Annotated in this window: 21 protein-coding genes; 17 read left to right on the top strand and 4 right to left on the bottom strand. The window is 46.3% G+C overall.

What is annotated here, in order from left to right; translation table 11 throughout:
• Positions 1 to 176: 176 nt before the first annotated feature.
• The 15 genes from AAHF22_RS02395 (at position 177) to AAHF22_RS02325 (ending at position 18490) form a co-directional block, all read left to right on the top strand.
• On the top strand, positions 177 to 1343 hold the full coding sequence (locus AAHF22_RS02395; protein WP_371833998.1) for a glycoside hydrolase family 88/105 protein: 1167 nt from the start codon (positions 177 to 179) through the stop codon (positions 1341 to 1343).
• Positions 1315 to 2694: a glycoside hydrolase family 28 protein gene (locus tag AAHF22_RS02390; protein WP_347323364.1), complete on the top strand. Its 1380-nt coding sequence runs from the start codon at positions 1315 to 1317 to the stop codon at positions 2692 to 2694. The genes AAHF22_RS02395 and AAHF22_RS02390 overlap by 29 nt, the downstream gene beginning before the upstream one ends.
• A 247-nt stretch (positions 2695 to 2941) precedes the next feature.
• Positions 2942 to 3862, top strand: a complete 921-nt coding sequence (locus tag AAHF22_RS02385) for a dienelactone hydrolase family protein (RefSeq protein ID WP_347323363.1) — start codon at positions 2942 to 2944, stop codon at positions 3860 to 3862.
• A 462-nt stretch (positions 3863 to 4324) separates the two neighbouring features.
• Positions 4325 to 5317, top strand: a complete 993-nt coding sequence (locus tag AAHF22_RS02380; RefSeq protein ID WP_347323362.1) for a pectinesterase family protein — start codon at positions 4325 to 4327, stop codon at positions 5315 to 5317.
• Entirely contained in the window at positions 5304 to 7223 is a 1920-nt protein-coding gene (locus AAHF22_RS02375) for a glycoside hydrolase family 43 protein (RefSeq protein ID WP_347323361.1), read from the top strand. The genes AAHF22_RS02380 and AAHF22_RS02375 overlap by 14 nt, the downstream gene beginning before the upstream one ends.
• A 466-nt stretch (positions 7224 to 7689) precedes the next feature.
• On the top strand, positions 7690 to 9306 hold the full coding sequence (locus AAHF22_RS02370) for an ABC transporter substrate-binding protein (RefSeq protein WP_347323360.1): 1617 nt from the start codon (positions 7690 to 7692) through the stop codon (positions 9304 to 9306).
• A gap of 77 nt (positions 9307 to 9383) precedes the next feature.
• The gene (locus tag AAHF22_RS02365; protein WP_347323359.1) at positions 9384 to 10334 is read left to right on the top strand and encodes an ABC transporter permease; all 951 of its coding nucleotides are present in this window, start codon (positions 9384 to 9386) and stop codon (positions 10332 to 10334) included.
• A 4-nt stretch (positions 10335 to 10338) separates the two neighbouring features.
• Positions 10339 to 11184 carry an ABC transporter permease gene (locus tag AAHF22_RS02360; RefSeq protein WP_347323358.1) on the top strand — a complete coding sequence of 282 codons (846 nt, stop codon included), beginning with the start codon at positions 10339 to 10341 and terminating at the stop codon, positions 11182 to 11184.
• Positions 11185 to 11196: 12 nt separating this feature from the next.
• Positions 11197 to 12225 carry an ABC transporter ATP-binding protein gene (locus AAHF22_RS02355; protein WP_347323357.1) on the top strand — a complete coding sequence of 343 codons (1029 nt, stop codon included), beginning with the start codon at positions 11197 to 11199 and terminating at the stop codon, positions 12223 to 12225.
• Complete coding sequence (locus AAHF22_RS02350; protein ID WP_347323356.1) at positions 12218 to 13126, top strand: ABC transporter ATP-binding protein; 909 nt, start codon at positions 12218 to 12220, stop codon at positions 13124 to 13126. Before AAHF22_RS02355 ends, AAHF22_RS02350 begins: the two co-directional genes overlap by 8 nt.
• Before the next feature lie 38 nt (positions 13127 to 13164).
• Complete coding sequence (locus AAHF22_RS02345; protein WP_347323355.1) at positions 13165 to 13620, top strand: hypothetical protein; 456 nt, start codon at positions 13165 to 13167, stop codon at positions 13618 to 13620.
• A gap of 598 nt (positions 13621 to 14218) precedes the next feature.
• Positions 14219 to 14965 carry a DeoR/GlpR family DNA-binding transcription regulator gene (locus tag AAHF22_RS02340; RefSeq protein WP_347323354.1) on the top strand — a complete coding sequence of 249 codons (747 nt, stop codon included), beginning with the start codon at positions 14219 to 14221 and terminating at the stop codon, positions 14963 to 14965.
• A 2-nt stretch (positions 14966 to 14967) separates the two neighbouring features.
• A complete protein-coding gene (gene pfkB / locus AAHF22_RS02335; RefSeq protein WP_347323353.1) occupies positions 14968 to 15879 on the top strand; it encodes a 1-phosphofructokinase in 912 nt (303 codons plus the stop codon).
• Between the two features lie 81 nt (positions 15880 to 15960).
• Positions 15961 to 17931, top strand: a complete 1971-nt coding sequence (locus AAHF22_RS02330) for a PTS fructose transporter subunit IIABC (protein WP_347323352.1) — start codon at positions 15961 to 15963, stop codon at positions 17929 to 17931.
• Positions 17932 to 18076: 145 nt separating this feature from the next.
• A complete protein-coding gene (locus AAHF22_RS02325) occupies positions 18077 to 18490 on the top strand; it encodes a hypothetical protein (protein ID WP_347323351.1) in 414 nt (137 codons plus the stop codon).
• 18 nt (positions 18491 to 18508) lie between these two features.
• Here the strand turns inward: AAHF22_RS02325 and AAHF22_RS02320 are convergent, their stop codons facing one another.
• On the bottom strand, positions 18509 to 19420 hold the full coding sequence (locus AAHF22_RS02320) for a LysR family transcriptional regulator (protein ID WP_347323350.1): 912 nt from the start codon (positions 19418 to 19420) through the stop codon (positions 18509 to 18511).
• 347 nt (positions 19421 to 19767) lie between these two features.
• Between AAHF22_RS02320 and AAHF22_RS02315 the strand changes: the two genes are divergently transcribed.
• Positions 19768 to 20463 carry an O-methyltransferase gene (locus AAHF22_RS02315; protein WP_347323349.1) on the top strand — a complete coding sequence of 232 codons (696 nt, stop codon included), beginning with the start codon at positions 19768 to 19770 and terminating at the stop codon, positions 20461 to 20463.
• A gap of 176 nt (positions 20464 to 20639) precedes the next feature.
• Here the strand turns inward: AAHF22_RS02315 and AAHF22_RS02310 are convergent, their stop codons facing one another.
• Genes AAHF22_RS02310 through AAHF22_RS02300 form a run of 3 tightly spaced genes read right to left on the bottom strand, consistent with a single transcriptional unit; the run spans position 20640 to position 22720 of the window.
• Positions 20640 to 21596: a poly(ethylene terephthalate) hydrolase family protein gene (locus AAHF22_RS02310; RefSeq protein WP_347323348.1), complete on the bottom strand. Its 957-nt coding sequence runs from the start codon at positions 21594 to 21596 to the stop codon at positions 20640 to 20642.
• Positions 21597 to 21620: 24 nt separating this feature from the next.
• Positions 21621 to 22589, bottom strand: a complete 969-nt coding sequence (locus AAHF22_RS02305; protein ID WP_347323347.1) for an alpha/beta hydrolase — start codon at positions 22587 to 22589, stop codon at positions 21621 to 21623.
• On the bottom strand, positions 22586 to 22720 hold the full coding sequence (locus tag AAHF22_RS02300) for a hypothetical protein (protein WP_347323346.1): 135 nt from the start codon (positions 22718 to 22720) through the stop codon (positions 22586 to 22588). Before AAHF22_RS02300 ends, AAHF22_RS02305 begins: the two co-directional genes overlap by 4 nt.
• A 143-nt stretch (positions 22721 to 22863) precedes the next feature.
• Between AAHF22_RS02300 and AAHF22_RS02295 the strand changes: the two genes are divergently transcribed.
• A complete protein-coding gene (locus AAHF22_RS02295; RefSeq protein ID WP_347323345.1) occupies positions 22864 to 23367 on the top strand; it encodes a TetR/AcrR family transcriptional regulator in 504 nt (167 codons plus the stop codon).
• The last annotated feature ends 16 nt before the right edge of the window (positions 23368 to 23383 follow it).

Here is a 23383-nt window from a genome sequence, read left to right as displayed (position 1 = left end):
TGTCCATTCAGCGCCTTTCGTTAGGACGGTATAAGATTGTGTTGCTCTGCTGTATGTAAAGGTATGCCTGTCACCATTATGGCGGCAGGCATAGTCGTTTGAGAATTACCATTTTGTAACTATATATTGTTGATGATTGCAACATGTACAGGAATCCATTTTGCAGGAGGGTTATGATGACCACATTTGACGAGCAATCCCGATGGGCTACACGTACCGCCGATTCGATTATGCAGCGTATGGCTTATTTGCATGAAGCCCCGGAGCATCATGGCAAATGGTCGTATGATTACGGCGTTATTTTAAAAGGATTTCAGTTGCTATGGAAGCAGACTGGAGATCGCAAATACTGGCAATATATCCGCAACAATATGGATCATTTTATTTATGAAGAGGGCACGATTGGCGGTTATCGTCAGGATGAATACAATATCGATCATATTAACAACGGCAAGCTGCTATTTATGCTGCATCGTGATACAGGGGAGGAGCGTTATCGTCAGGCGGCGGCATCGCTGCGCGAACAGCTCAAAACCCATCCGCGCACGTCGGAAGGCGCCTTCTGGCACAAACAGATTTATCCGTATCAAATTTGGCTGGATGGGCTGTATATGGGCGCACCATTTTATCTGGAATATTTGCTAACGTATGAGCCGTCAGCAGAATTGGATGATGTTACCCGTCAATTCCTGCTCTGTGAACAGCATACACGCGATACAAAAACAGGTCTGCTTTATCATGCATGGGATGAAAAGAAACAGCAGCCGTGGGCAGACCCGCATACAGGACGATCGCCTAACTTCTGGGGACGCTCGCTGGGCTGGTTTGTGATGGCACTCGTTGATGTGCTGGAAATTTTGCCGACCGAGCATGCTCATTATGGTGAGCTACAACGAATGCTGAATGATACGCTGACCGCGGTTCGGCGCTATCAGGATGCTGAGACAGGCGTATGGTATCAGGTTATTGATCAGGGTAATCGCAAAGGCAATTATCTGGAAGCTTCGGCCACAGCGATGTTTGTGTATGCGATGGCTAAAGGTATTCGTCTGGGCTTGCTGGAAGCGGAGTGGCAGCAGGCTACCGATTGGGCTTATGCTGGCATGATTTCGGAATTCGTGCTGGAGACGAAGGAAGGCTGGGTCAACTACAACAAAAACTGTCAGGTTGCCGGTCTAGGTGGTGCAACGAAACGCGACGGTTCGTTCGCTTATTACATTAGCGAGCCGATCGTTACGAACGATCAGAAAGGACTGGGTGCCTTTTTGCTTGCCTGTGCGGAATATGAACATGCTTTACAGGAGGACGGTAAAGATGAATCCAAATCTATACAATATCGATAATTATGGTGCCGCACCGAATAGCGACACGTTATCCACCGAAGCGATTGCGGCTGCAATTGAAGCTGCTTCGGTGGCAGGTGGCGGAACGGTATACATTCCGGCAGGCATCTATCATACCGGTGCGATTAGGCTACAAAGCAATATCGAGCTGCATGTGAGTGCTGGCGCTGTGCTATCATTTAGCACCGATCCAGCCCATTACCCACCTGTGCGCTCGCGCTGGGAAGGTGTCGATCAGCATGTGCATGCTTCATGTATTTATGGAGAACAGCTGCACAATGTATCGATTACTGGCAGCGGACGAATGGAAGGCAATGGTGAGGCGTGGTGGGAATTGTTCCGCAATCGACGTGAGCAGCTGCAATATCCACGTCCGAAGCTGATTAGCTTCGATCATTGTACACGGATTACGATTCGTGATGTGCAGCTACGCAATTCGCCAAGCTGGACGGTCAATCCGATCTGCTGTGAGATGGTCACAGTCGACAATATTACGATTCATAATCCAGCTGATTCACCGAATACGGATGGCATTAATCCAGAATCCTGCCGCAATGTGCATATTAGCAACTGTCATATCGATGTCGGTGATGACTGCATTACGATCAAGTCGGGTACTGAAGATACCCCTAATCGTGTACCTTGTGAAAATGTAACGGTCGTAAACTGTACGATGATGCACGGTCATGGCGGCGTTGTGATCGGTAGCGAGATGAGCGGAGACATTCGTAATGTGACGATTAGCAATTGTGTGTTCAAACAGACCGATCGTGGGATTCGGCTCAAGTCACGTCGTGGTCGTGGTGGCATCGTAGAAGATATTCGCATTAGCAATATCGTAATGGAGGATGTGATCTGTCCGTTCATTATGAATCTGTACTACTTTTGTGGACCGCGCGGCAAGGACAAGTATGTATGGGACAAAAATCCATATTCGATCACCGAAGAAACACCGTGCTTCCGGCGCATTCATTTTGCCCATATTACCGCCCGTCGTGTGCATGCGGCAGCCGGATTTTTGTATGGATTGGCGGAGCAGTATGTGTCGGAGGTGACGTTTTCCGATATCGATATTTCAATGGCGGAAAACGCCGTTCCCGGTCGTCCTGCGATGATGGCAGGAATTGAAGATATGAACAATCGTGGCTTTTATCTCGGCAATGTACGCGATGTACGATTCAATCGCGTAACGATTGAGAATCATGAAGGCCCGGCCTTTTATATTGAAAATGGTGAAGACGTTGAGGTGATCGATTGCCGTTCACGCCGCACGAAGCGTGAGGAGCAGCTGGTAGAGCGAGTAACGATGCAGCCTTCAGCGGAATCGGAAACGCCTGCTTCATTCGGATAAAAGAACCGTTCTCGATGAAAGAGCTATTCGATGAAAGAGCTATTCTAATGAAAGAACTATTTCGCTACCAACCATGTAGATAGAAGCATAATGCAGTTAAAGGAACGATGCAGATAGAAGAACGATGCAGTTAACAGGACGCTAGAGATAAAAGAACAATACGGATCAAAGTACAATTCCGGTAAAAGAAATCGCTACCGTCTAATCAAGCTACAGTCGATGTTTGTTAGTAAAGGAGTGCATCGTAATGACAGAGCTATCTCATCATGCGCTCGGTGAAGCGAATGATCCATTATGGCAACTGCTTGGCGATCTGCCGGCTACGATGCCAATAACGAGTCAGTTACTGGAACGCAAGGAGCAGGATGGATACCGACTGGAAACGGTATTGCTGGAACTGAACGGACTGGAAAAAGTGCCTGCATCTATTGCATTACCGCTGGACGGCGAGGGACCTTTTCCACTAATCGTCTTTAACCATTCGCATGGTGGCAATTATACAGGTGGACGGCGCGAATTGATTCAAAGCAGTGCCTATTTGCAACAACCTTCGTTTGCTGCTGTACTTACAGCGATGGGGTATGCCGTTTGCTGTATTGATATGTGGTGTTTTGGGGAGCGCAGTGGTCGTGCGGAAAGTGAGACCGTGAAAGAGATGCTCTGGCAGGGACAGACACTGTGGGGCATGATGCTGTATGATAATCGTCGCTTACTCGATTATATGTGTAGCCGCGATGATATCGATGCTAGCCGTATCGGTACGATCGGCATGTCGATGGGTGGTTTAATGGCATGGTGGCTGGCAGCGCTCGATGAGCGTGTACGGGTTGTTGTGGACATTGCTGCTCAGGTGGACGCACACACATTGATTGCTAAGCGTGGGCTAGATCATCATGGTTTCTATTCCTACGTACCAGGACTGCTCAAGCAGTATACAACACTCGATATTCAGCGCCGGATTGCGCCGCGTCCACGCCTAAGTCTGGTAGGTCGTCATGATCGGTTATGCCCATTGGAGGGGGTAGAGCATCTGGCGGCAGGTTTGCAGAAAACGTATACGGAAGCAGGTTGCGCCGAGCATTGGCAGCCGGTTATCGGTAGTGGCGGACATATGGAAACGATGGAAATGCGCGCGGCGTGGATGCCATTTTTGCAAAAATATATGTAAGCTGGGTTAGCTATAGCTCAAAGCGTAGTTTGAATTGGGACAGTAAGCATATGAATATGGAACCGTATATGGATGTAGTCAAAAACGTATGTGTATAGAGTCAAAACTGTATGCACGTGTAGCTAAACAGTATACGTGCAGATTCAAAGCTGTATACGCGTCTAGCCCAGTAGTATACGTGTAGATTCAAAGCTGTACGCGCGTCTAGCTCATTAGTATACGCATAGATTCAAAACTGTATGCGCATGTAGCCAAATAGTCTAGGTATCGATTCGAAACTGTATACGGAATAGACAGCGTCAATCTATCACCACATGATACGTACACAATTATAGTGACAACATCATACCTATATCACAACGAATTGATATAAAACAACAACATGACGTAACCGTCCGTTTGTTCTGCCAAATTGCAGGAAACGGGCGGTATCTGTAAATAGGAAAGGCGCGTGGACAGACGATGGAGCTAATTGTAGGGAAAGCTTCTTTTTGCGATTATCATTCAATTCAGGAAGCGGTAGATGTGCTGGATCGTAAAGAAGTCTACTCGGAAGCACGGGAACGCGATACGATTTTCATTCTGGAAGGCGTGTATGAAGAGTGTGTCATTATCCACAATTCCAATCTGCGTGTATGTGGCATCGGGCGAGTGGAGATTACACGAAGTCGCCATGCGCTTCAGCACAATGAACAGGGCGAGGAGATCGGAACGTTTGGGACGCCGACTGTATTTCTTGGTGGTAGCGATCTGCTGATTGACAATCTTATTATTAGCAATACAGCAGGCCAGGGTGAAGGCATCGGGCAAGCGGTGGCGCTAACCGCATACTGCGATCGTGCTGTGATCCAAAATTGTACGCTGCGTGCGCATCAAGACACGCTGTTCACCGGCCCATTGCCACCGAAGCCGAAAGAACGCGCCAAATTTGGCGGAGCAGAGATTCGGCACAAGCATGATCAGTATCGCCAGCTGTATGTGAATTGTTATATCGAAGGTACGGTTGATTTTATTTTTGGTGGGGCGACAGCTTATTTTGAGCACTGTCATATTCATAGTTTACGTCATTATGATAATCAGCCTACATATGTTACGGCAGCATCCACACCGCAGGGACAACCGTTTGGCTATGTGTTTCATAGCTGCTGGCTGACGGGCGATGAAAACATGACGCCTGTTTTTTTAGGACGACCGTGGCGTGAATATGCGCGCACCGTCTGGGTGAAATGTCGTCTGGGTGAGCATATTGATCCGGCAGGCTGGCATAATTGGGACAATCGGGACAATGAGCGTACAGTCGTGTATCAGGAATATGATCCAGAACATGCGCATGAGCTACGCAACACGCGTGTCGACTGGGCAGATTGTCTGGCAGATGGTGTGGAACAATGGGATCGCCGAACTGTATTCGGCGGCGATGTGTTCTGGGAGGAAAATTCATATGTCTATAAATAATAAAGAAACACACACAGCATCCGATTATACTGACACAGCTAAAGCTAAAGCTACAAGGGAATCATCTCAGCGAGCTATAATTCGCAATCCGGTGCTGCCAGGCTTTAACCCTGATCCGTGTATGATTCGGGTACAGCATACGTACTATATCGCGGTATCGTCATTTGAATGGCTGCCCGGTGTGCGGGTGTACGAGTCGACTGATCTGATCAACTGGTCGCATTGCACCGATATTGTAACCGATCAGGTGCAGCTACAGGGCAATCCGAAAAACGGTAGCATCTGGGCGCCGCAGCTTAGCTATGCGGATGGACTATTTTACCTGGCGTATACAGATGTGAAAAGTACACGTCGTCCATTCAAAGATGCGCATAATTACATCATGACGGCTACCGATATTCGTGGGCCGTGGTCGGAACCTGTCTATGTGAATAGCAGCGGCTTTGATCCATCGTTATTTCATGACGATGATGGGCGCAAATGGGTGCTTAACGCATTGTGGGATTATCGCATTACCGAGGGCAATAAATCGAGCGGTATTGTGATTCAGGAGTACGATGCCCAGCAACAACGTTTAATCGGTGAACCGATCAAGCTATTTGATTGTACCGATCTGAAAAAGACCGAAGCGCCCCATATGTACAAGCATAATGGCTATTATTATTTGATCACGGCTGAAGGTGGTACAGGCACAGGTCATGCGGTAACGGTTGCGCGCTCGCAAACTTTACTGGGACCATATGAAGTCGATCCCCATTATCCGATGATGACCTCCAGTCAGCATCCCGAATGGCCGCTGCAATGCACAGGTCACGCCAGTCTGGTGGAAACACCGAGCGGACAATGGTATATGGCTCATCTGTGTACACGGCCGCTGGAAGGAAAGTATGCGATTCTTGGACGGGAAACGGCGATTCAGCAAGTGTACTGGGATGCGGAAGGCTGGTTGCGTTTGCGTGGTGGCGGTGTACTGGCACAGTTGGAAGTGTCTGCACCGGAAGATGGGGATGATAGTGACGAACATAGCAATGCAGATCGAAATGTGAATAGTAATAGTAATAGTAATAGTAATAGTAATAGTAATAGTAATAGTGGCGATAACGGTAATATAGATCGTGATGATCGCGATAACGTAAACGGTCATAACAATAAGAATGGAAATGAACTTGTTCTTGCTCATACTCTTACGCATACAGACACAAGTATAAATGCAGATATAAACACTCGTGCGTCTTCGTCTCTATTAACGCAGATGCACGACAGCCATCAAGTAGACTCTACCTTTGTATTCCGCGATTCATTTACTTCAAACGAGCTGCATCCCGAATGGAATACACTGCGCATTCTAGTACAGGACGATTGGTGCTCGTTATTGCAGCGTCCAGGTTATTTGCGGCTATATGGTGGTGAATCGATTCAGAGTCTATTCAACCACCATATCGTTGCTATGCGTCAGCGGCATCATCGTTTTCGAGCAGAAACTGCACTGCAATATGATCCACAGCAATATTTGCAAATGGCCGGACTGGTGCTCTATTTGAATGATGAGAATTATTTATATGCCTGTGTGACTCGTGACGATCATGGCAAAGTGCTGCGATTGATGCGCTGTGCTGCGGATCAATTTTACGTGTATCCTGCGGAGCTGGCGATCGATGAGCATCAAATGATTCATCTAGCAGTGGATGTGCATGATACGACAGCTCGTTTTTATTACCAGACGACGGATGGTGAAGCACAGGAAGTAGCAGAGGAAGAGTGGAATCCGCTATACGGGGAAGAGGATATTTCCTTTTTGTCCGGCGGTTTTACGGGTAACTTTGTCGGGATAGCCGTTCATGATATGTATCAGTTTAAAAGCAGTTATGCGGATTTTAGTTATTTTGAATACAAGGCACGGCTGTAATGAGTAGCCTGCTGGATAGCAGTATGATGGCTCGGATTGGATGACGAACATTGTGATGATGGTGCATATAGACTGCCAATGGTGGGCATACGGTTTGCCTGCTATTGACAGTTTTTTGTCATGAACGGGCAAATCCAGCTGTTGACTTTGTGTTGTGAACGAGTAAATGAGAGTTGTGTCTTGATCCTACTCGAATATAAGTAAAACACCACGCTGGAATAACAGTACAATGCCAATAAAATTCAAATAAATTAAAAGCGCAATCAAGCGAAATACAAACGAATGCAAGCGCGAAATGCAATCGTAATACAAACGAAACTCAAACAAAATACAAGCCCCTAGAGCTGCTCATCATAAATAATGCCATATAAGGTAAATTTAAAGCGTTGAAATTCCTAGTAAACCGATATACTATACAGAGTATACAAAACAAGATAGCAACTATTACAGATGGGGGATACAGAAAATGAGTACGAAATTTAAAAGTTTAGTTATTATGATGCTGTTTACCGTATTGCTGGCAGCTTGCTCTGGCAATAATAGTAGTTCTACAGCAACATCAACGAGCACGTCAACTGGCTCGTCGACAGCGGATAGCGGAACACCGAAAGATGGTGGCAGTTTGATTATCGGCGTAGCCGCAGATCCGGTCATTTTAAATCCACTTTATGCAGGCGATCGTGTGAGCTTAACGATTGATCAGGCGCTATACGCACCATTATTTCAAGTGAACAATGGCAAAAAGACGTTTTATCTAGCTGACAGCCTGGAGCCTTCCGCTGACCAACTTACATATACACTCAAACTGAAAAAGAACCTGACCTGGCATGATGGACAAAAGCTGACAGCTGACGATGTTGTATTTACCATTAACAGCATTCTGGATGAAAAGCAAAACAGCTTCCTGCGTGCTGGTTTTATTATTAACAACAAGCCGGTACAGGTGTCCAAAGTCGACGATTTGACCGTAGCGTTCAAGTTGCCGCAGGTGAGTCCGGCATTTGAAGCTTCACTTGTACAAGTTTCGCCGATTCCAAAACATATTTTTGCAGGTGAAACCGATCTGGAAAAGAGCAGCAAAAACAATAATCCGATCGGATCGGGTCCATTCAAATTTAAAGAGTATAAAACTGGCGAATACGTGACATTGGATCGTTTTGATCAATATTTTGGCGGTAAGCCACATCTCGATAGTGTCACTTATCGGATTGCGAAGGATGCGAATGCCGCAAATCTGGCGTTGCAAAATGGCGAGATCAATGTGCAATATCTCGATCCACGCGATGTAGCAACGATTCAGGCGACTGGCAATTTTGATATCCAATCGTATAGTGAAGGCCGCCTTGCTTATCTGCTGTTCAATGAGAAGAGCGATACCGGGGTGCTCGCTAAAAAAGAAGTTCGTCAGGCTATCGGCTATGCGCTGAATCGTCAGGAACTGATTCAGACAGCCTATACATCGGATCAATATGCAGACCCGGCGCATTCATTTGAAACACCGGATGGCTTGTACCAGACTAACGATGTACCGACCTATGACAATGATGCCGCCAAAGCGAAGCAGATTCTCGCGCAGCAAGGTATTAGCAATCTGAAACTGCGTATGATCGTACAGTCCGGCAACAAAGTGCAGGAAGCCGTCTCGCTCTATGTACAGCAAAAGCTGAAAGAAATCGGCATTGAGGTTGAATTGCAAAATATGGACTCGACCGCATTTGGTCAGAAATTTGTAGATGGCAAAGCGACAGATTATGAGCTGGCACTGAGCGGCTACATTATGGGCTATGACCCGGATGCGTACCGTATTCTGTTCACAACCGGATCTTCATCCAACTATACTCATTATTCGAATCCACAGGTGGACAAGCTGTTTGAACAGGGTGCAGGGGAAGGCGATGCAAGCAAACGTGCAGAGATTTACAAACAACTGCAAACGATCATTGCCGAAGATGCGCCAATCTATCCAATTGCATACACCAAAACGATCGTAGCGATCTCCAAAAATTATGGTGGCTTGGATCAAGCGGTATTGAAACCGGTCGTTATTTTTGAAGACCTGTCCAAAATCTATCAAAAACAATAAAAGTCCATGTTCATAATGAAAGCAGCAAATAAGCCGGTTTCCCGGCTTATTTGTTGTGGTGAAGGGAGCTGCGGAACATGAGGCAAATGATTATCCGCCGATTGCTGCAAACGATACCGTTATTATTTTTTGTTTCTATTGTCTGCTTTGCCATGATCAAGCTGGCACCGGGTGATCCGGTGCTGTCGTTTGTGACGCCGAATATGCATGCTGATGATATCGAACGCATTCGCCACAATCTGGGTCTCGACCGTCCTGCGTATGTGCAATACGGGTTATGGCTAAAACAGCTATTACAGGGCGATCTGGGCTATTCGCTAGTAAATCATCAGCCGGTGCTCGGTCAGATTGTAGAGCGATTGCCTGCAACCGCCGGGCTAATGGGAAGCGCGATAGCGATTGCTGTGTTGCTGGCGATTCCGCTCGGCTTGATTGCGGGGGCGAATCGTAATCGCTGGATCGATAAAATCATTAATTTAATCGCTTATATCGGTATTTCTGTACCGCTATTCTGGCTGGCGATTTTATTGATTTATATTTTTGCCATCAAATTATCGTTGTTACCGAGTATGGGGATGCGGACGATTGGCGAGGAATCGGTCGGCGATGTGATACGTCATGGAATTTTACCTTGCTCGGTGCTAGCATTTGGCTTTTTGGCAGGGTATTTGCGCTACATTCGTTCCAGTACGATCGGTCAGCTAAAAGAAGATTATGTGCAAATTCAGTATGCGTTTGGTTCAAATAAATGGACGATTCTGTTTCGCCATGTGGTCAAGCATGTACTGCTACCGATCATTACGTTACTCGGCATGTCGATGGGCGATCTGGTCGCAGGGGCGATTGTAACGGAAACGGTATTTTCGTGGCCAGGGATCGGTTCGCTCGGAATGACTGCGGTGCGCGGGATGGATTATCCGATCATTATGGGGATTACTTTATTCTCGTCTTTACTGCTCATTCTGGGCAATCTGGCGGCAGATATTTTATACGCCATTGTAGATCCGCGTATGAAGGCAAAGGGGTGACGGGATGAATCGTAGTAAATGGAACCATTTGAAACGGGAGCTTTGGAGCAGTAAGCCCGGTCTAGCTGCCCTGTTTGTGCTGATTGTGTTAACACTTGGCGCAATTTTTGCTTTTTTGTCCCCTTATGATCCGAATCTGATGAATGCGGGCAAACCGTTTGGTACGCCTGATAGTACACACTGGTTTGGTACAGATGATTATGGACGTGATTATTTTGCCCGTGCGCTGTATGGCGGACGTATCTCGCTACTGGTCGGTTTTGCTTCGATGATTATGGCGACTGCCCTCGGTGTAGCGGTTGGGGTCATTAGTGGCTATTTTGGCGGCTGGCTAGATAGCTTGCTTATGCGTGCACTGGACGTTATTTCGTCGATTCCATCGTTTCTTATTCTGCTGTTGCTCAGTGTATTTTTGAAGCCGAGTGTGGGCAATATTATTGTTATTATTGCGCTGCTCATGTGGATGAATGTAGCGCGCATCGTGCGTGCCGAGACGATGAGTATTAAAGAACGGGAGTATGTGCTGTATGCACGTGCCTCCGGTCAAGGTGGCGGTGGGATGATCTGGCATCATATTTTGCCAGGACTGATTCCGGTCATTATTGTCGGGGCGACGAACAATATCGCTTCCGCCATTATGATGGAATCGTCGCTGAGCTTTCTCGGATTTGGTGTACAGCCGCCGAATGCGACATGGGGCAGTATGCTGAACAGCGCGCAGGGATATATTGCTCAGGCGCCGTATATGGCGCTATTTCCGGGCTTGCTTATTTTGTTGACCGTGCTCAGCTTTAATGTGCTGGGCGATATTTTGCGCGTCGGTTTGGAGCCGAAGCTGGATCGAAGATAGGGGGGATGGATTATGACAGAACGCCTGCTCAGCGTGGAAAATTTAACCGTTTCCTTTGCGACACGTGATGGAGACAATCAGGCAGTACGCGGTATTCATTTTCATGTGGATAAAGGGGAGACACTTGGCATCGTCGGCGAGTCTGGCAGCGGCAAAAGCGTCACGGCTCGTTCCATCATGTCTTTGATCTCGCCACCAGGTCAGATTACCGCTGGCAGTATTCGATTTCGTGGACAGGATTGTCTGGCATGGACAGAAAAGGAATGGCGCAAGCTACGCGGAAACCGAATCTCGATGATCTTTCAAGATCCGATGACCTCGCTCAATCCGCTGAAACGTATCGGTCAGCAGTTAACCGAAGTGCTTCGCCGTCACCGTGGTCTGGATCGTCAGCAGGCGAATCAGGAGGCGGAGCGACTGCTACAGGAGGTCGGTATCTCCGATGCCAAAACACGATTGCGGCAATATCCGCATGAATTCAGCGGCGGGATGCGCCAGCGCGTCATGATTGCGATGGCATTATCATGTCAGCCTGATCTGCTCATTGCCGACGAGCCAACGACTGCGCTTGATGCTACGATTCAAGCACAAATTCTGGATCTGTTCAAAAGTTTAAAACAGCGTTCAGATACTGCTATTGTACTGATCACTCATGATCTGGGTGTCGTTGCACAGGTATGTACGCGTGTGATCGTTATGTATGGCGGCTTAATTATGGAGGAAGGGCGTGTAGAGGATATTTTCTACCGTCCACAGCATCCGTATACGCAAGGATTATTGCGTTCACTACCCCAACGCGGCAGTGGTTCGCGTGAACGGCTCGTACCGATTGAAGGTACACCGCCAAATCTACTGCATCCGCCGGCAGGGTGTCCATTTGCCGAACGTTGCCCGCATGTGTTTGCAAGTTGTACACAGATGCCGCCAATGACCGAGACAGAGCCGGGGCATTACTCGATGTGCTGGTTATCTCATGAAGCTGCGATAGCAGGCGATCACGATCACAAACTCGCAGCGGAAGGAGTCGAACATCATGAGTGATATTCTGGTGGATGTGCACAATTTGAAAAAGCATTTTGTACATGGGCGCAATTGGCGTGGACAACCGACAGGCGTACAGCGTGCCGTGGACGGTGTTCATTTTCATATTCGTCGTGGCGAGACATTTGGTCTGGTCGGTGAGTCGGGCAGTGGCAAGTCTACCGTCGGACGCTGCCTGCTACGACTGTATGATTACACCGATGGCGAAGTGACCTTTGCCGGTCAGCCACTTGGTGGACTTAGTGAGAAGGCGCTCAAGCCATTTCGGCGGCGTATTCAATCGATTTTTCAAGACCCGTATTCGTCACTGAATCCGAATCTGAATGTGCTGGAGCTGATTAGTGAGCCGATGAAGATTCATGGGATGGGTGATGCCGGAGAACGCAAAGATCGGATTGCTGATCTGCTTGAAAAGGTAGGACTCCATCGGGATCATCTGTATCGGTATCCGCATGAATTCAGCGGCGGACAACGACAGCGGATTTCTATCGCTCGTGCGCTATCGGTACGACCGGAATTTATCGTCTGTGATGAACCGATCTCAGCGTTGGATGTGTCTGTACAGGCACAGGTTGTGAATATGCTGGAGGATTTGCAGGGAGAATTCGGCTTAACGTATCTATTTATCGCGCATGATCTGTCGATGGTACGCCATATTTCCGATCGAATTGGTGTGATGTATGGTGGACGCCTTGTGGAGGTGGCAAATAGCGATGAGCTATATGAGAATCCACAGCATCCGTATACACGGGCGCTGCTTTCGTCTATTTTGGAAACCGATCCGGCTAAAGTGGCAGAACGCATTCGTCCCGATGGATTTACGACTATTCGCAATGATAAACAGGCTGCTCCACTGGAAGAAATTAGTCCGGGGCACTTTGTTGCATTTGATTATAAATGAGATCGGTATACAAAAATGGAAGAAAGGGTGCTTATGCTATGAATGATATCGTCCAATCGGAACCTGCACAGCAAGTGAAGTTGTCACAATGGGATGCTCTATTACTGGAATCGCTGCGCAGCCGTGGCTGGTCAGAGCAGCAACTAGTAGAAATTGGCTCACTGGAGCCGCTTCCGCTCGATACGAGTGAATACGAATGGGATTATACCGAACTGGCAGCGCTAGCCAATGCACAACCCGAACTGTATCGTCAGGCTGTGCAGTATGGTTACCAGATTAAATACAATACGATTCGCGGATTGCGTAGCTGGCTGCATGTTGCTTTTAACGTCGAGCCAGAGATGTTGCTGGAAGAGGGACAGGAAGCGATTCATGTCACCCTTACAGACACGCAGTTTCAGCGCTTGCAACAGGTGTTATCGCCCGGCTGGGTCATCCGTGTGGAATCTGCACCACTATACTGTATAGAGCCACGTTATCGATCAGTGGAATAGAATGGTATAGCTTGTAGCGTAAGAGCACCAAGAGCACCAAGAGCACCAAGAGCACCAAGAGCACCAAGAGCACCAAGAGCACCAAGAGCACCAAGAGCACCAAGAGCACCAAGAGCACCAAGAGCACCAAGAGCACCAAGAATACTTTAAACGGATCGGTCGGTTCTTAAAAAATTTAGCTACGCTGTATCATTTAGCCTATATCATGTACTAGCCTGATCTGTGCAATTCCTTTGTCTCATTTCGCTTCTTAACCTATACGTTTCTTAATCTTAAACACATGAGTTGGTTATGATAACGACTCAGCAAAAAATTATGTAGATGCTCCAATTACACACGAGAAGCCGATCCACGCGACTACTTACCATCGCGTTTGGATCGGCTTCTTTTTTTTCTGTAAAATACTGTAATCGTTTCTGCGAAAAAACCGATAAGTAAAAAAGAGAGCAAATCGTTCATTCCCTCATTTATTTTACCAGCCTCATCCAATTTGTGAACGAAATTCGTCGACTGTTGAAACTTTTTGGATTATTTTGAAGGAGAGTGATTGTTTTTTGTTAGGTTTGTGGTAGTATATAGAGCAGTTGGGGGAATGAATATGCTTACAGAGGAACGTTACAACCTGATTATAGAGCGCTTACAGGAACGCGGTATTGTGAAATTACAAGAACTGGTCGATGTGTCTGGTGCTTCAGAATCAACGATACGGCGTGATTTGATCGATCTGGAAGCAAGACAACTGCTCAGGCGTATCCACGGTGGAGCGACATTGCTGCATCCGAAAAATCAGGAACCTGGCATGGAAGAAAAAACCTTCACAAACGTTCAAGAAAAAAGTATAATTGCTCGTCTAGCCTCCCATGAGATTGAGGATGGCGAATGTATCTATCTGGATGCAGGTACGACAACGCTAGCAATGATTCCATATATCGAAGCAAAAGATATTACCGTCGTTACAAATGGACTATCTCATGTCGATGCACTTGTGAACAAACGAATTCGCAGCTATCTGCTCGGCGGGTTGATGAAATTGCATACCAAAGCCGTCGTAGGCAGTATGGCGCTACAAAGTATGGACAATTTCCGGTTTGACCGTTGCTTTTTAGGGGCCAATGGCGTGGATGCTGAAATGGGCTACACGACACCTGACCCGGAGGAAGCAATGATCAAACGGCGTGCTCATGAGCTGGCAGCCCATACGTATGTGCTGGCAGATTCGAGCAAGATCGGCGAGGTGACCTTTGCCAGGCTGCTGGAGTTGCAGGAGGCTGTGCTAATTACCGAATCGGTACCGGAATATTCTCGTCCGTCCATTTTGAATAAAACTAAGATAATCGAGGGATAAACATGATCTACACCGTAACACTCAACCCTTCTATCGATTACATCGTGGAAGTTGACGAACTGAAGCTTGGTGAATTGAACCGAATGAAACGTGATTTGAAGCTTCCAGGCGGAAAAGGGATCAATGTATCCCGTATTCTTAACCAGCTGGGCGCGCAAAATACAGCTATCGGCTTTCTTGGCGGATTTACAGGTCATTATATTGATGACAAGCTGAAACAGGATCAGATTGCGACGGACTTTGTATTTATTGGCGATGATACGCGGATTAATGTAAAGCTAAAGCATGGTGACGAAACGGAGATTAACGGTCTGGGTCCGGCAATCAGTACAGAGGAAGCGGATCAACTGGTAAACAAGCTATCCGTGCTACAACAAGGCGATGTGCTTGTACTATCCGGTAGCGTTCCCCCTTCACTCGGTGGTGACTTCTATGATCGTCTGATTGCTGTATGTAAGGAGAAAGGTGCCGAATTCGTGATCGATACGACAGGCAAGGCATTGTTGCAAGCACTGCCTCACGGCCCATTGCTGGTGAAGCCGAATCATCACGAGCTGTCCGAGCTGTTTGAAACCGAAATCAATAGCCGTGAAGAGCTGATTGCTCATGGCCGTAAACTGCTTGAACTTGGTGCGAAGCATGTACTTATTTCGATGGCTGGCGACGGTGCATTGCTGGTGACAAAAGATGAAGTCTACCATGCGAATGTGCCTAAAGGTCAGGTGAAAAACTCGGTCGGTGCAGGCGATTCGATGATTGGCGGTTTTGTTGGCACACTGGTACTGAGCAATGATCCATTGGAAGCGTTCCGTACAGGCGTAGCATCCGGAAGTGCAACGGCATTTTCCGATGATCTGGCAGATCGTGCGAAGATTGATGAGCTGTTGCCACAAGTGACGATCACACGTTTATAACTATATCGTAATCCATCCACACCGGGGCTGGATGCTGAAGCGCAGCAGCCCGCGGTGATTGAGATCAAGGGAGTGTACACAATGAGAATTACTGATCTGATGATCAAGGAAGTTATGATCATGGACCTGCAAGCGGTTAGCAAGGAAGCGGCAATCGACGAGCTGATTGCCAGCCTGACATCGAGCGGTCGTATCAATGATCCGATCCTGTTCAAAGAAATGATCCTGAAACGTGAGGGAGAATCGAGCACAGGTATCGGCGGCGGTATCGCTATGCCTCACGCCAAAACAAAAGCAGTCAACGAACCAACCGTTGTGTTTGCAAAAAGCACACCGGGTGTTGAATATGAATCGCTCGATGGTGAGCCTGCTCATCTATTCTTTATGATTGCTGCTCCAGAAGGCGCTGCCAATACGCATTTGCGCACACTGGCTGCTTTGTCCAAGCTGCTCATTGATAGCGATTTCATCGCGCAATTGATGAACACAACGACACCGGACGAAGTTGCTGCTCTGTTCGATGAGAAGCAAGCGGAAGCCGATGCAAAGGAAGAAGCCAAGCAAGCGGCCAAAGCGGCTAAAGAAGCCGAACAACAAAAGGCAAATGCACGCGAGCAGGAAGCGACAGCTTCACTCACAGGCGGCGAAGGTGCTGAGCCATTCGTCGTTGCCGTAACCGCATGTCCAACCGGTATCGCGCATACGTTCATGGCAGAAGATGCTTTAATCAAAAAAGCACAGGAGATGGGCGTAGCGATTCGCGTCGAAACGAACGGTTCCGAAGGCGCAGGTACGCCGCTAACTGCTGATGAAATTCGCCGTGCGAGCGGAGTTATCGTCGCTGCTGACAAAAAAGTTGAAATGGATCGTTTTGATGGCAAACCGGTATTGCAAAGACCGGTAAGTGACGGTATCCGTAAACCGGAAGAACTGATCCGTAAAGCGATGAACGGTGAAGCACCGGTCTATCGTAGCTCCGGTCAAGCCGCGAATGGTGAAGAAAGCTCTGGCGAAAGAGTAAGCGTAGGTAGCAAAATTTACAAAGACTTGATGAATGGTATTTCGCATATGCTGCCATTCGTTGTCGGCGGCGGTATTTTGCTGGCTGTTTCGTTCCTGCTTGAGCAAACGCTTGGTCAGGACAATGCACTCGTCAAACTGCTGCAAACGATCGGTGGCGGTGACGGCGCATTCTTCTTCCTAATTCCGATCCTTGCTGGTTTCATTGCCATGAGTATCGGTGATCGTCCAGCCCTCATGCCTGGTATGGTCGGCGGTCTGATGGCCGTGCATTCAAACGCTGGTTTCCTCGGCGGTCTGGCTGCCGGTTTCCTGGCTGGTTATGTCGTGATCTTCCTGCGTAAGCTGCTCAAAGGCTTGCCAAAAGCGATTGACGGTTTGAAACCGATCCTGCTCTATCCGGTACTTGGTTTGCTTATTACCGGTACGATTATGTACTTTATCTTTGATCCGATCTTTGGTGGTATTAACACATGGCTCGTGAACGTACTGAACAACCTGGGTACAGGCAACGCGGTTATTCTCGGTCTGATTCTGGGCGGTATGATGTCGATCGATATGGGTGGTCCATTTAACAAAGCGGCATACACATTCGCGATCGGTGTGTTCACATCGAGCGGCAACACAAACGGTATGATGATGGCAGCGGTTATGGCAGGCGGTATGGTGCCACCACTGGCGATCGCACTGGCAACCACATTTTTCAAAAATAAATTTACCGAGCAAGAGCGCAAGTCTGGTCTGACTAACTATGTACTCGGTCTGTCCTTTATTACAGAAGGTGCGATTCCATTCGCAGCAGCTGATCCATTGCGTATTCTGACTTCTTGCATTATCGGTTCCGCAGTAGCTGGCGGTTTGACGCAGCTGTGGCACCTAAATATTCCTGCACCTCACGGCGGTATTTTTGTCGCTGCATTAGCTAACAACGGTAGTTTGGTTGCAGCAGCTTTATTTTTACTTGCTGTTTTAATTGGTGCCGTCATAGCTGGTTTGATTTTAGGTATTTGGAAAAAAGTGATCGTCAAATAAATAGCTAATAGTTAACTTTAAGCTTCAAATAATACAGTTATTTTACTGTGTTATTTGAAGCTTTTTTTATTGCTATCCTGTTTTGAACATACTCAAAAGGGTAATAAAATGACTTACCAAAAAATGAATAGGAGGAAACTAACTCATGAACCATAGTTTAAAAAAATCATTCATCATTTTCTCATGCTGTTTTACACTAGCGGGAACTGCTACGTTAGCTACTCCAGCTAGTTTAACCCATGTAAGTAAAGCGGCTATTGAAGTTCCAGAATATGGAGTCCCTTTTGATGTTAGTTATCGTTATAGTCCTCAAGAAGTACACACCATGTATAAAGAATTGAATTCGAATTGGGGAGCTACTGTTCAACAAATAGCATCCATTCATCCTGTAGTAGGTATCACCTTATTTTTAAATAATATTGGGAGTGCAAAAGTTAAAGAAACAATAGCGCAAGCCCATTTTGCCAACAAAGGAATGCGTTTAACGTATACCTATACACTATCGCAAATTTCTCCCGCAGCCAATAAGATGGAAAATATGAAGCTGGTAGTTGAATAAGTAAAAAGGATCTTTTAACTAATTAGTTAAAAGATCCTTTTGTTTGATATGATGGCGAATCCTATCGATAAAATGTCCTGCCGCCGCACGTGGCGTTTCCCCTTTACGCAAACAAACGGCAATCGTATTATACAGCTGTACTTCATCTACATACACACGACATAACGTCCCCCGTTTCACCTCATCACGCACGATCAGGGCAGAGACAAAGTTAGCGCCATAGCCTGCAATGACCGCTTGAATCGCTTCATACAGGCCGTTAAATTGCAGTGCAATTCGTGGTGCAGGCAAATTATGCGTGCGACAGAGAGATAACAGGCGCTCTCTCGTTGAACTGCCCTGCTCACGCATAATAAAAGGCTCTGCCATCATCTCTGCCAGCGAAACATGACGATTGGCGAGATGATGTTCGGGGGAGACGACAAACCATAGCTCATCGCGAAATAGTTCTTCTGTTTGAATCCATTCTGTTTCCCGTTCGGTGACTCCACCATAAATCGCCAGATCGACCTGCCCATCGGTCAGCATACGCAGTGCATCCGAAGAATTCGTCGTATGAATCGTCAATTCAATCTGCTCAAATTGTTGCTTAAAACGCGCCAGCCAGCCGGGTAACAGAAAATGCGCCGGCAAGTATGTAGCGGCAAGTGAAATCGAACCGATCGTACCCTGACCGCTTTCTATACAAAATTGCTCGATTTGTCGCTCGACTGCAAACAGACGGGTAGCCATTTCATAAATGGTCTCACCTGCTGAGGTAAGGCGAATCCCTCTTCCGGCAGGTTGTAGAAGTTGAACACCTAACTCCTGCTCCAATCGCTTCACCTGTGCTGTAATGGCAGGCTGACTGATCGTCAACAACGCTGCTGCCCCGGTTACACTGCCTGTCGTCGCAATCGTATAAAATAACCGCAAACCATGTAGATTCATCCGAATCTCCTTTCATGATCCTAAACTCCAATAGCTCCATCCTATAGTTAAATCATACATTAAAGTTATGATTAGCGCATAAAGATATATTATATTTATCGAATCAAAAGGATTATGCTTGGTTTAGAGGCAGACGATGTACAGATCGATGCAAAGGTTAATTTAATAAAAGCTAGCTCGATATTAACTTCATTATTATAAGTGTCTTCTGAATTTAATGATGGGGTAGCCATCGCCCAGCACGATCATTCACAGCCATAATGATCTAGTATCTATCATCATAGAGCTACAGTTCAATATCAATGATCACCCATCGTCGCCTACTATGAACAGGAGCGTGAACGATTATGACCCATGCACAACGAAATATGAATCCAGCACAGCAGCAATGGTACGAAGTAGATCAATATGTAAATGAACGTCTTCATCTCAATCACGGTCTGTTTGAACAGATTTTACAGCGCAACCGAAAAGCAAACCTACCACCGATCGATGTATCGCCTGCACAGGGAGCATTGCTTCAGCAATTGATTATGATGTCAGGCACACGACGTGTGCTGGAAATTGGCACATTAGGCGGCTACAGTACGATCTGGATGGCGCAGGCATTACCACAGGATGGACAGATCGTTACGTTAGAGCTAGAAGAAAATCATGCGGCTGTCGCCCGAATTAACTTTGAGCAAGCAGGTGTGTACGAACGTATTGAGCAGCGTACTGGTGAAGCGCTTGTACAATTGCAGCAGCTGGCAGACGATCAGGTTGAGCCATTTGACTTTATTTTCATCGATGCGGACAAACCGAATAATCCTGCTTATTTAAAATGGGCATTACATTTCTCGCATCCAGGTACGATTATTTTTGCTGATAATGTTGTACGTGAGGGGGAGATCATCGACCCGCATAGCACCGATCCACGTATACATGGCGTGAGAACATTTTACGATGTCATTCATGCGGAACCAAGACTGCGGCATGTGACGACGATCCAGACGGTAGGCGAGAAGGGGTATGATGGATTTTTAATGGGGATTGTAGGGTAAGGTCAATATAACACTTCACCTCAGAAATGATGAACTATAGTGTAATACACAAAAAAAGGTATCCATTAAGGATAACCTTTTTTGTGCAGAGAAATTTTTAATCATTTTCGTAGCAGGTTGAATAGATATTACGTCAGATGCAGTGGTGAAGCTATCGTATTACATAAAGTAGATCGTTAATTATTTTTACGAATATTTTGCCAGTTCGCATTGGTCAAAATTTCCGCGTTCTTACCAAAAAAGGCATTTCCAGCTTGTTGATCGTTTTGAAGCCAGTACATAAACCACGCTATCATGTAAGCATCGGCATGAGTCATCATATCACCGTGATCTGCATGTACTCGCCTTGCCATAACTTTAGTTACAGAATCGGGAATATGCGCATAATTCGTATTCAACGACCAGAGAGGGGCGATTCCCTGCCCTTTTTGGGCGCTTATATCTGTGGCTGTTCCTGCATCAAAAGCTCCGGTGCCGGCCACCATAAAATAGGGGATATTGACTTTGGTGACATCATAACTCCAATCCTCTCCCAATTGATTTTTTTGCCCCCAGAAGCTGGATGTAGCGCTTGCCGTAAACATCGCTTTGTAATAATGACCATTTTGCTGCTGAGTGACAGCGTTGATGACAGCTACACCGCCCTGTGAATGTCCGGTAATACCGATATGATCCGTATCGATTTTGCCATAAAAATTGCTTTGCTGATCTTGATTTAGACGAAGCATAAAATTTAAACTCGCTGCCGAAGATGCACCGGTTCTGGAATTCTCATCTGCATTACCCACAACAATAAAGCCCCATGAAGCTAAATGTTTAAAAATAGCTTTGTAAGTTAAAGCTGTACTACCTGTGCCATTCGCAATAACAATGAGTGGAACAGGAGAAGTGCTTTGTTTGATGTCGGAAGGATACCACACGTCGTAATTTTTGAACACCACGTTGTCTGCATCAAATTCAACATATGAAACTTCATGTGGACCTGGCGCTGTATATTTCGCTTCGATCGGTTTATCGGTAGTGACAAAGTCGAAATAATGGGAGCTACGATATGAAATGAACGCCCATAATCCTGCAATGATCACAACAAGCGAGATGAATATCGTTAATAATATTTTAAGTAAACGTTTCATAGATTCATTGTCCTTTATCGTTGATTAACTGCCCATATATCGATCCAGGTATTCATTAAGCTTATCCATATATTGAGCATAGATTTTATTATCGTTTTGCAGGCCATGTCCTGAATGTGGAAACTCGAAATAGTCATAGGGAACATGATGTTCGTTTAATGCGTTAATCAGGTGTTTGACCGCTCCAAATGGCGCTATCTTATCATATCGTCCATAACCTGCCAGTGTAGGAACAGAGTTCGCGTTGATCCACATATAAGGAGAAATACCTTTCACAGCTTCTTTGTAGCGTTCGGTTCCAATCATATCGGGTGTAATGACATGACCGGACATTACACTGAACAAACCTGCCGCTGCTGCTGGATTTTGATCCAGCCCATAACTTATCCAATCTTGCGGGAAAAAGCTGGGTGGGCCGACCATCTCATATACCATTTTGACTGGAATTGGAGAGGTGTCTGCATCCCGATATGCATACAATAATGCCAGTGTTCCACCTGCCGAGCCGCCAGCAATAGCCATCCGATCAAGAGGATAGCCTAATTTCTGCGCTTCGGCTTTGACGATAGGCATACTTTTTTTGATCTCCTGAGACATCGTATCAACGCTAGCTGTAGGATGTTTCTCGTCACGAAGGGTATAGTTAATGCCTGCGGCAACATAGCCTTTGGAAGTGAGCCATTTTAGCATATTAATATCATCACTTTTGTCACCGCCTGTGAAGCCGCCTGCATGCAAATAAACGACAAGACCATAGCTTTTTTTCGTATGATCCGCAGGAACGTATAGATCAAACTTGTTCTTCTCCTGATCGCCATAAGCGATATCTGTATACATACGACCGACCGAATCGTTCCAATTTACGTTCATTTCGCCGGATAGCGGATTGTATGTCATTTTGATAATGACTGAAATGGCGAATACAACAATAAAGGCGCCGACATAAATACAACCCCATAACCATGTTCTCCTGTCTTTTTGTTCAACTTTCATAAAAAGTTACCTCCAAACATCGTACCGCCAAGTAAAACATTCAAAGCCGCTCTTACGGCAAGCCGTCCCGAAACGGCAGCTACAATGACGATGATCGTTAGTAGAATGATGCGTTTTTGCATAATAGTCATCTGTCCAGACTCCTTTGGTATCGATCATTTGCATTGACTTAATCAATGTTACAAATGTATCATTTGGTACAACGAATGTAGCATCTGTACAGCTGATGCACAATATAATGGACGAAAATGGTACATAAAGGAGTAAATGTAACATGGCAGATTCCACAGTGAAAAACACGTATGTGAAGCAGCAAATTACCGATGCAATGCTTAATCTTTTGAGGACAAATGAGCTTAAAGCAATATCGATTAGCCATCTCGTTGCGGCAGCAGAGGTCAGTCGGATCTCATTTTACCGAAACTATACCGAAAAGGAGGATGTGCTGCGAGAGTATATTAATACATTGATTCTGGGCTGGCATGTGGAGTATGAGAATAGTGATAAAAAATCAGAAGAGGAGATGCTTGGAAGCTTATTTGCGCATTTTAGCAAGCATGGGGATTTCTATCTGTTACTCAGTCAACGTAATTTATTTCATTTGCTCAAAGAGGTGCTAAAAACACTGTATGGGCCTAAGCCGGAGTATCCTAACTTTGGTGCTTATGTAGCGGCTTATTTCTCTTATGGATTGTTTGGCTGGATTGAGGAATGGTTTGCGAGAGGGATGCAGGAGTCGGCAGAGGATATTACCATTTTGCTTAAAAATCGCAAGTGAAACGAGCCAATCGCAT

Source organism: Paenibacillus wenxiniae, from assembly GCF_039822605.1.
In the GTDB taxonomy this organism is placed as follows: Bacteria; Bacillota; Bacilli; order Paenibacillales; family Paenibacillaceae; genus Saccharibacillus; species Saccharibacillus wenxiniae.
Note: the sequence above shows the minus strand (reverse complement) of the source record. Positions and strands in the feature narration are given on the sequence as shown.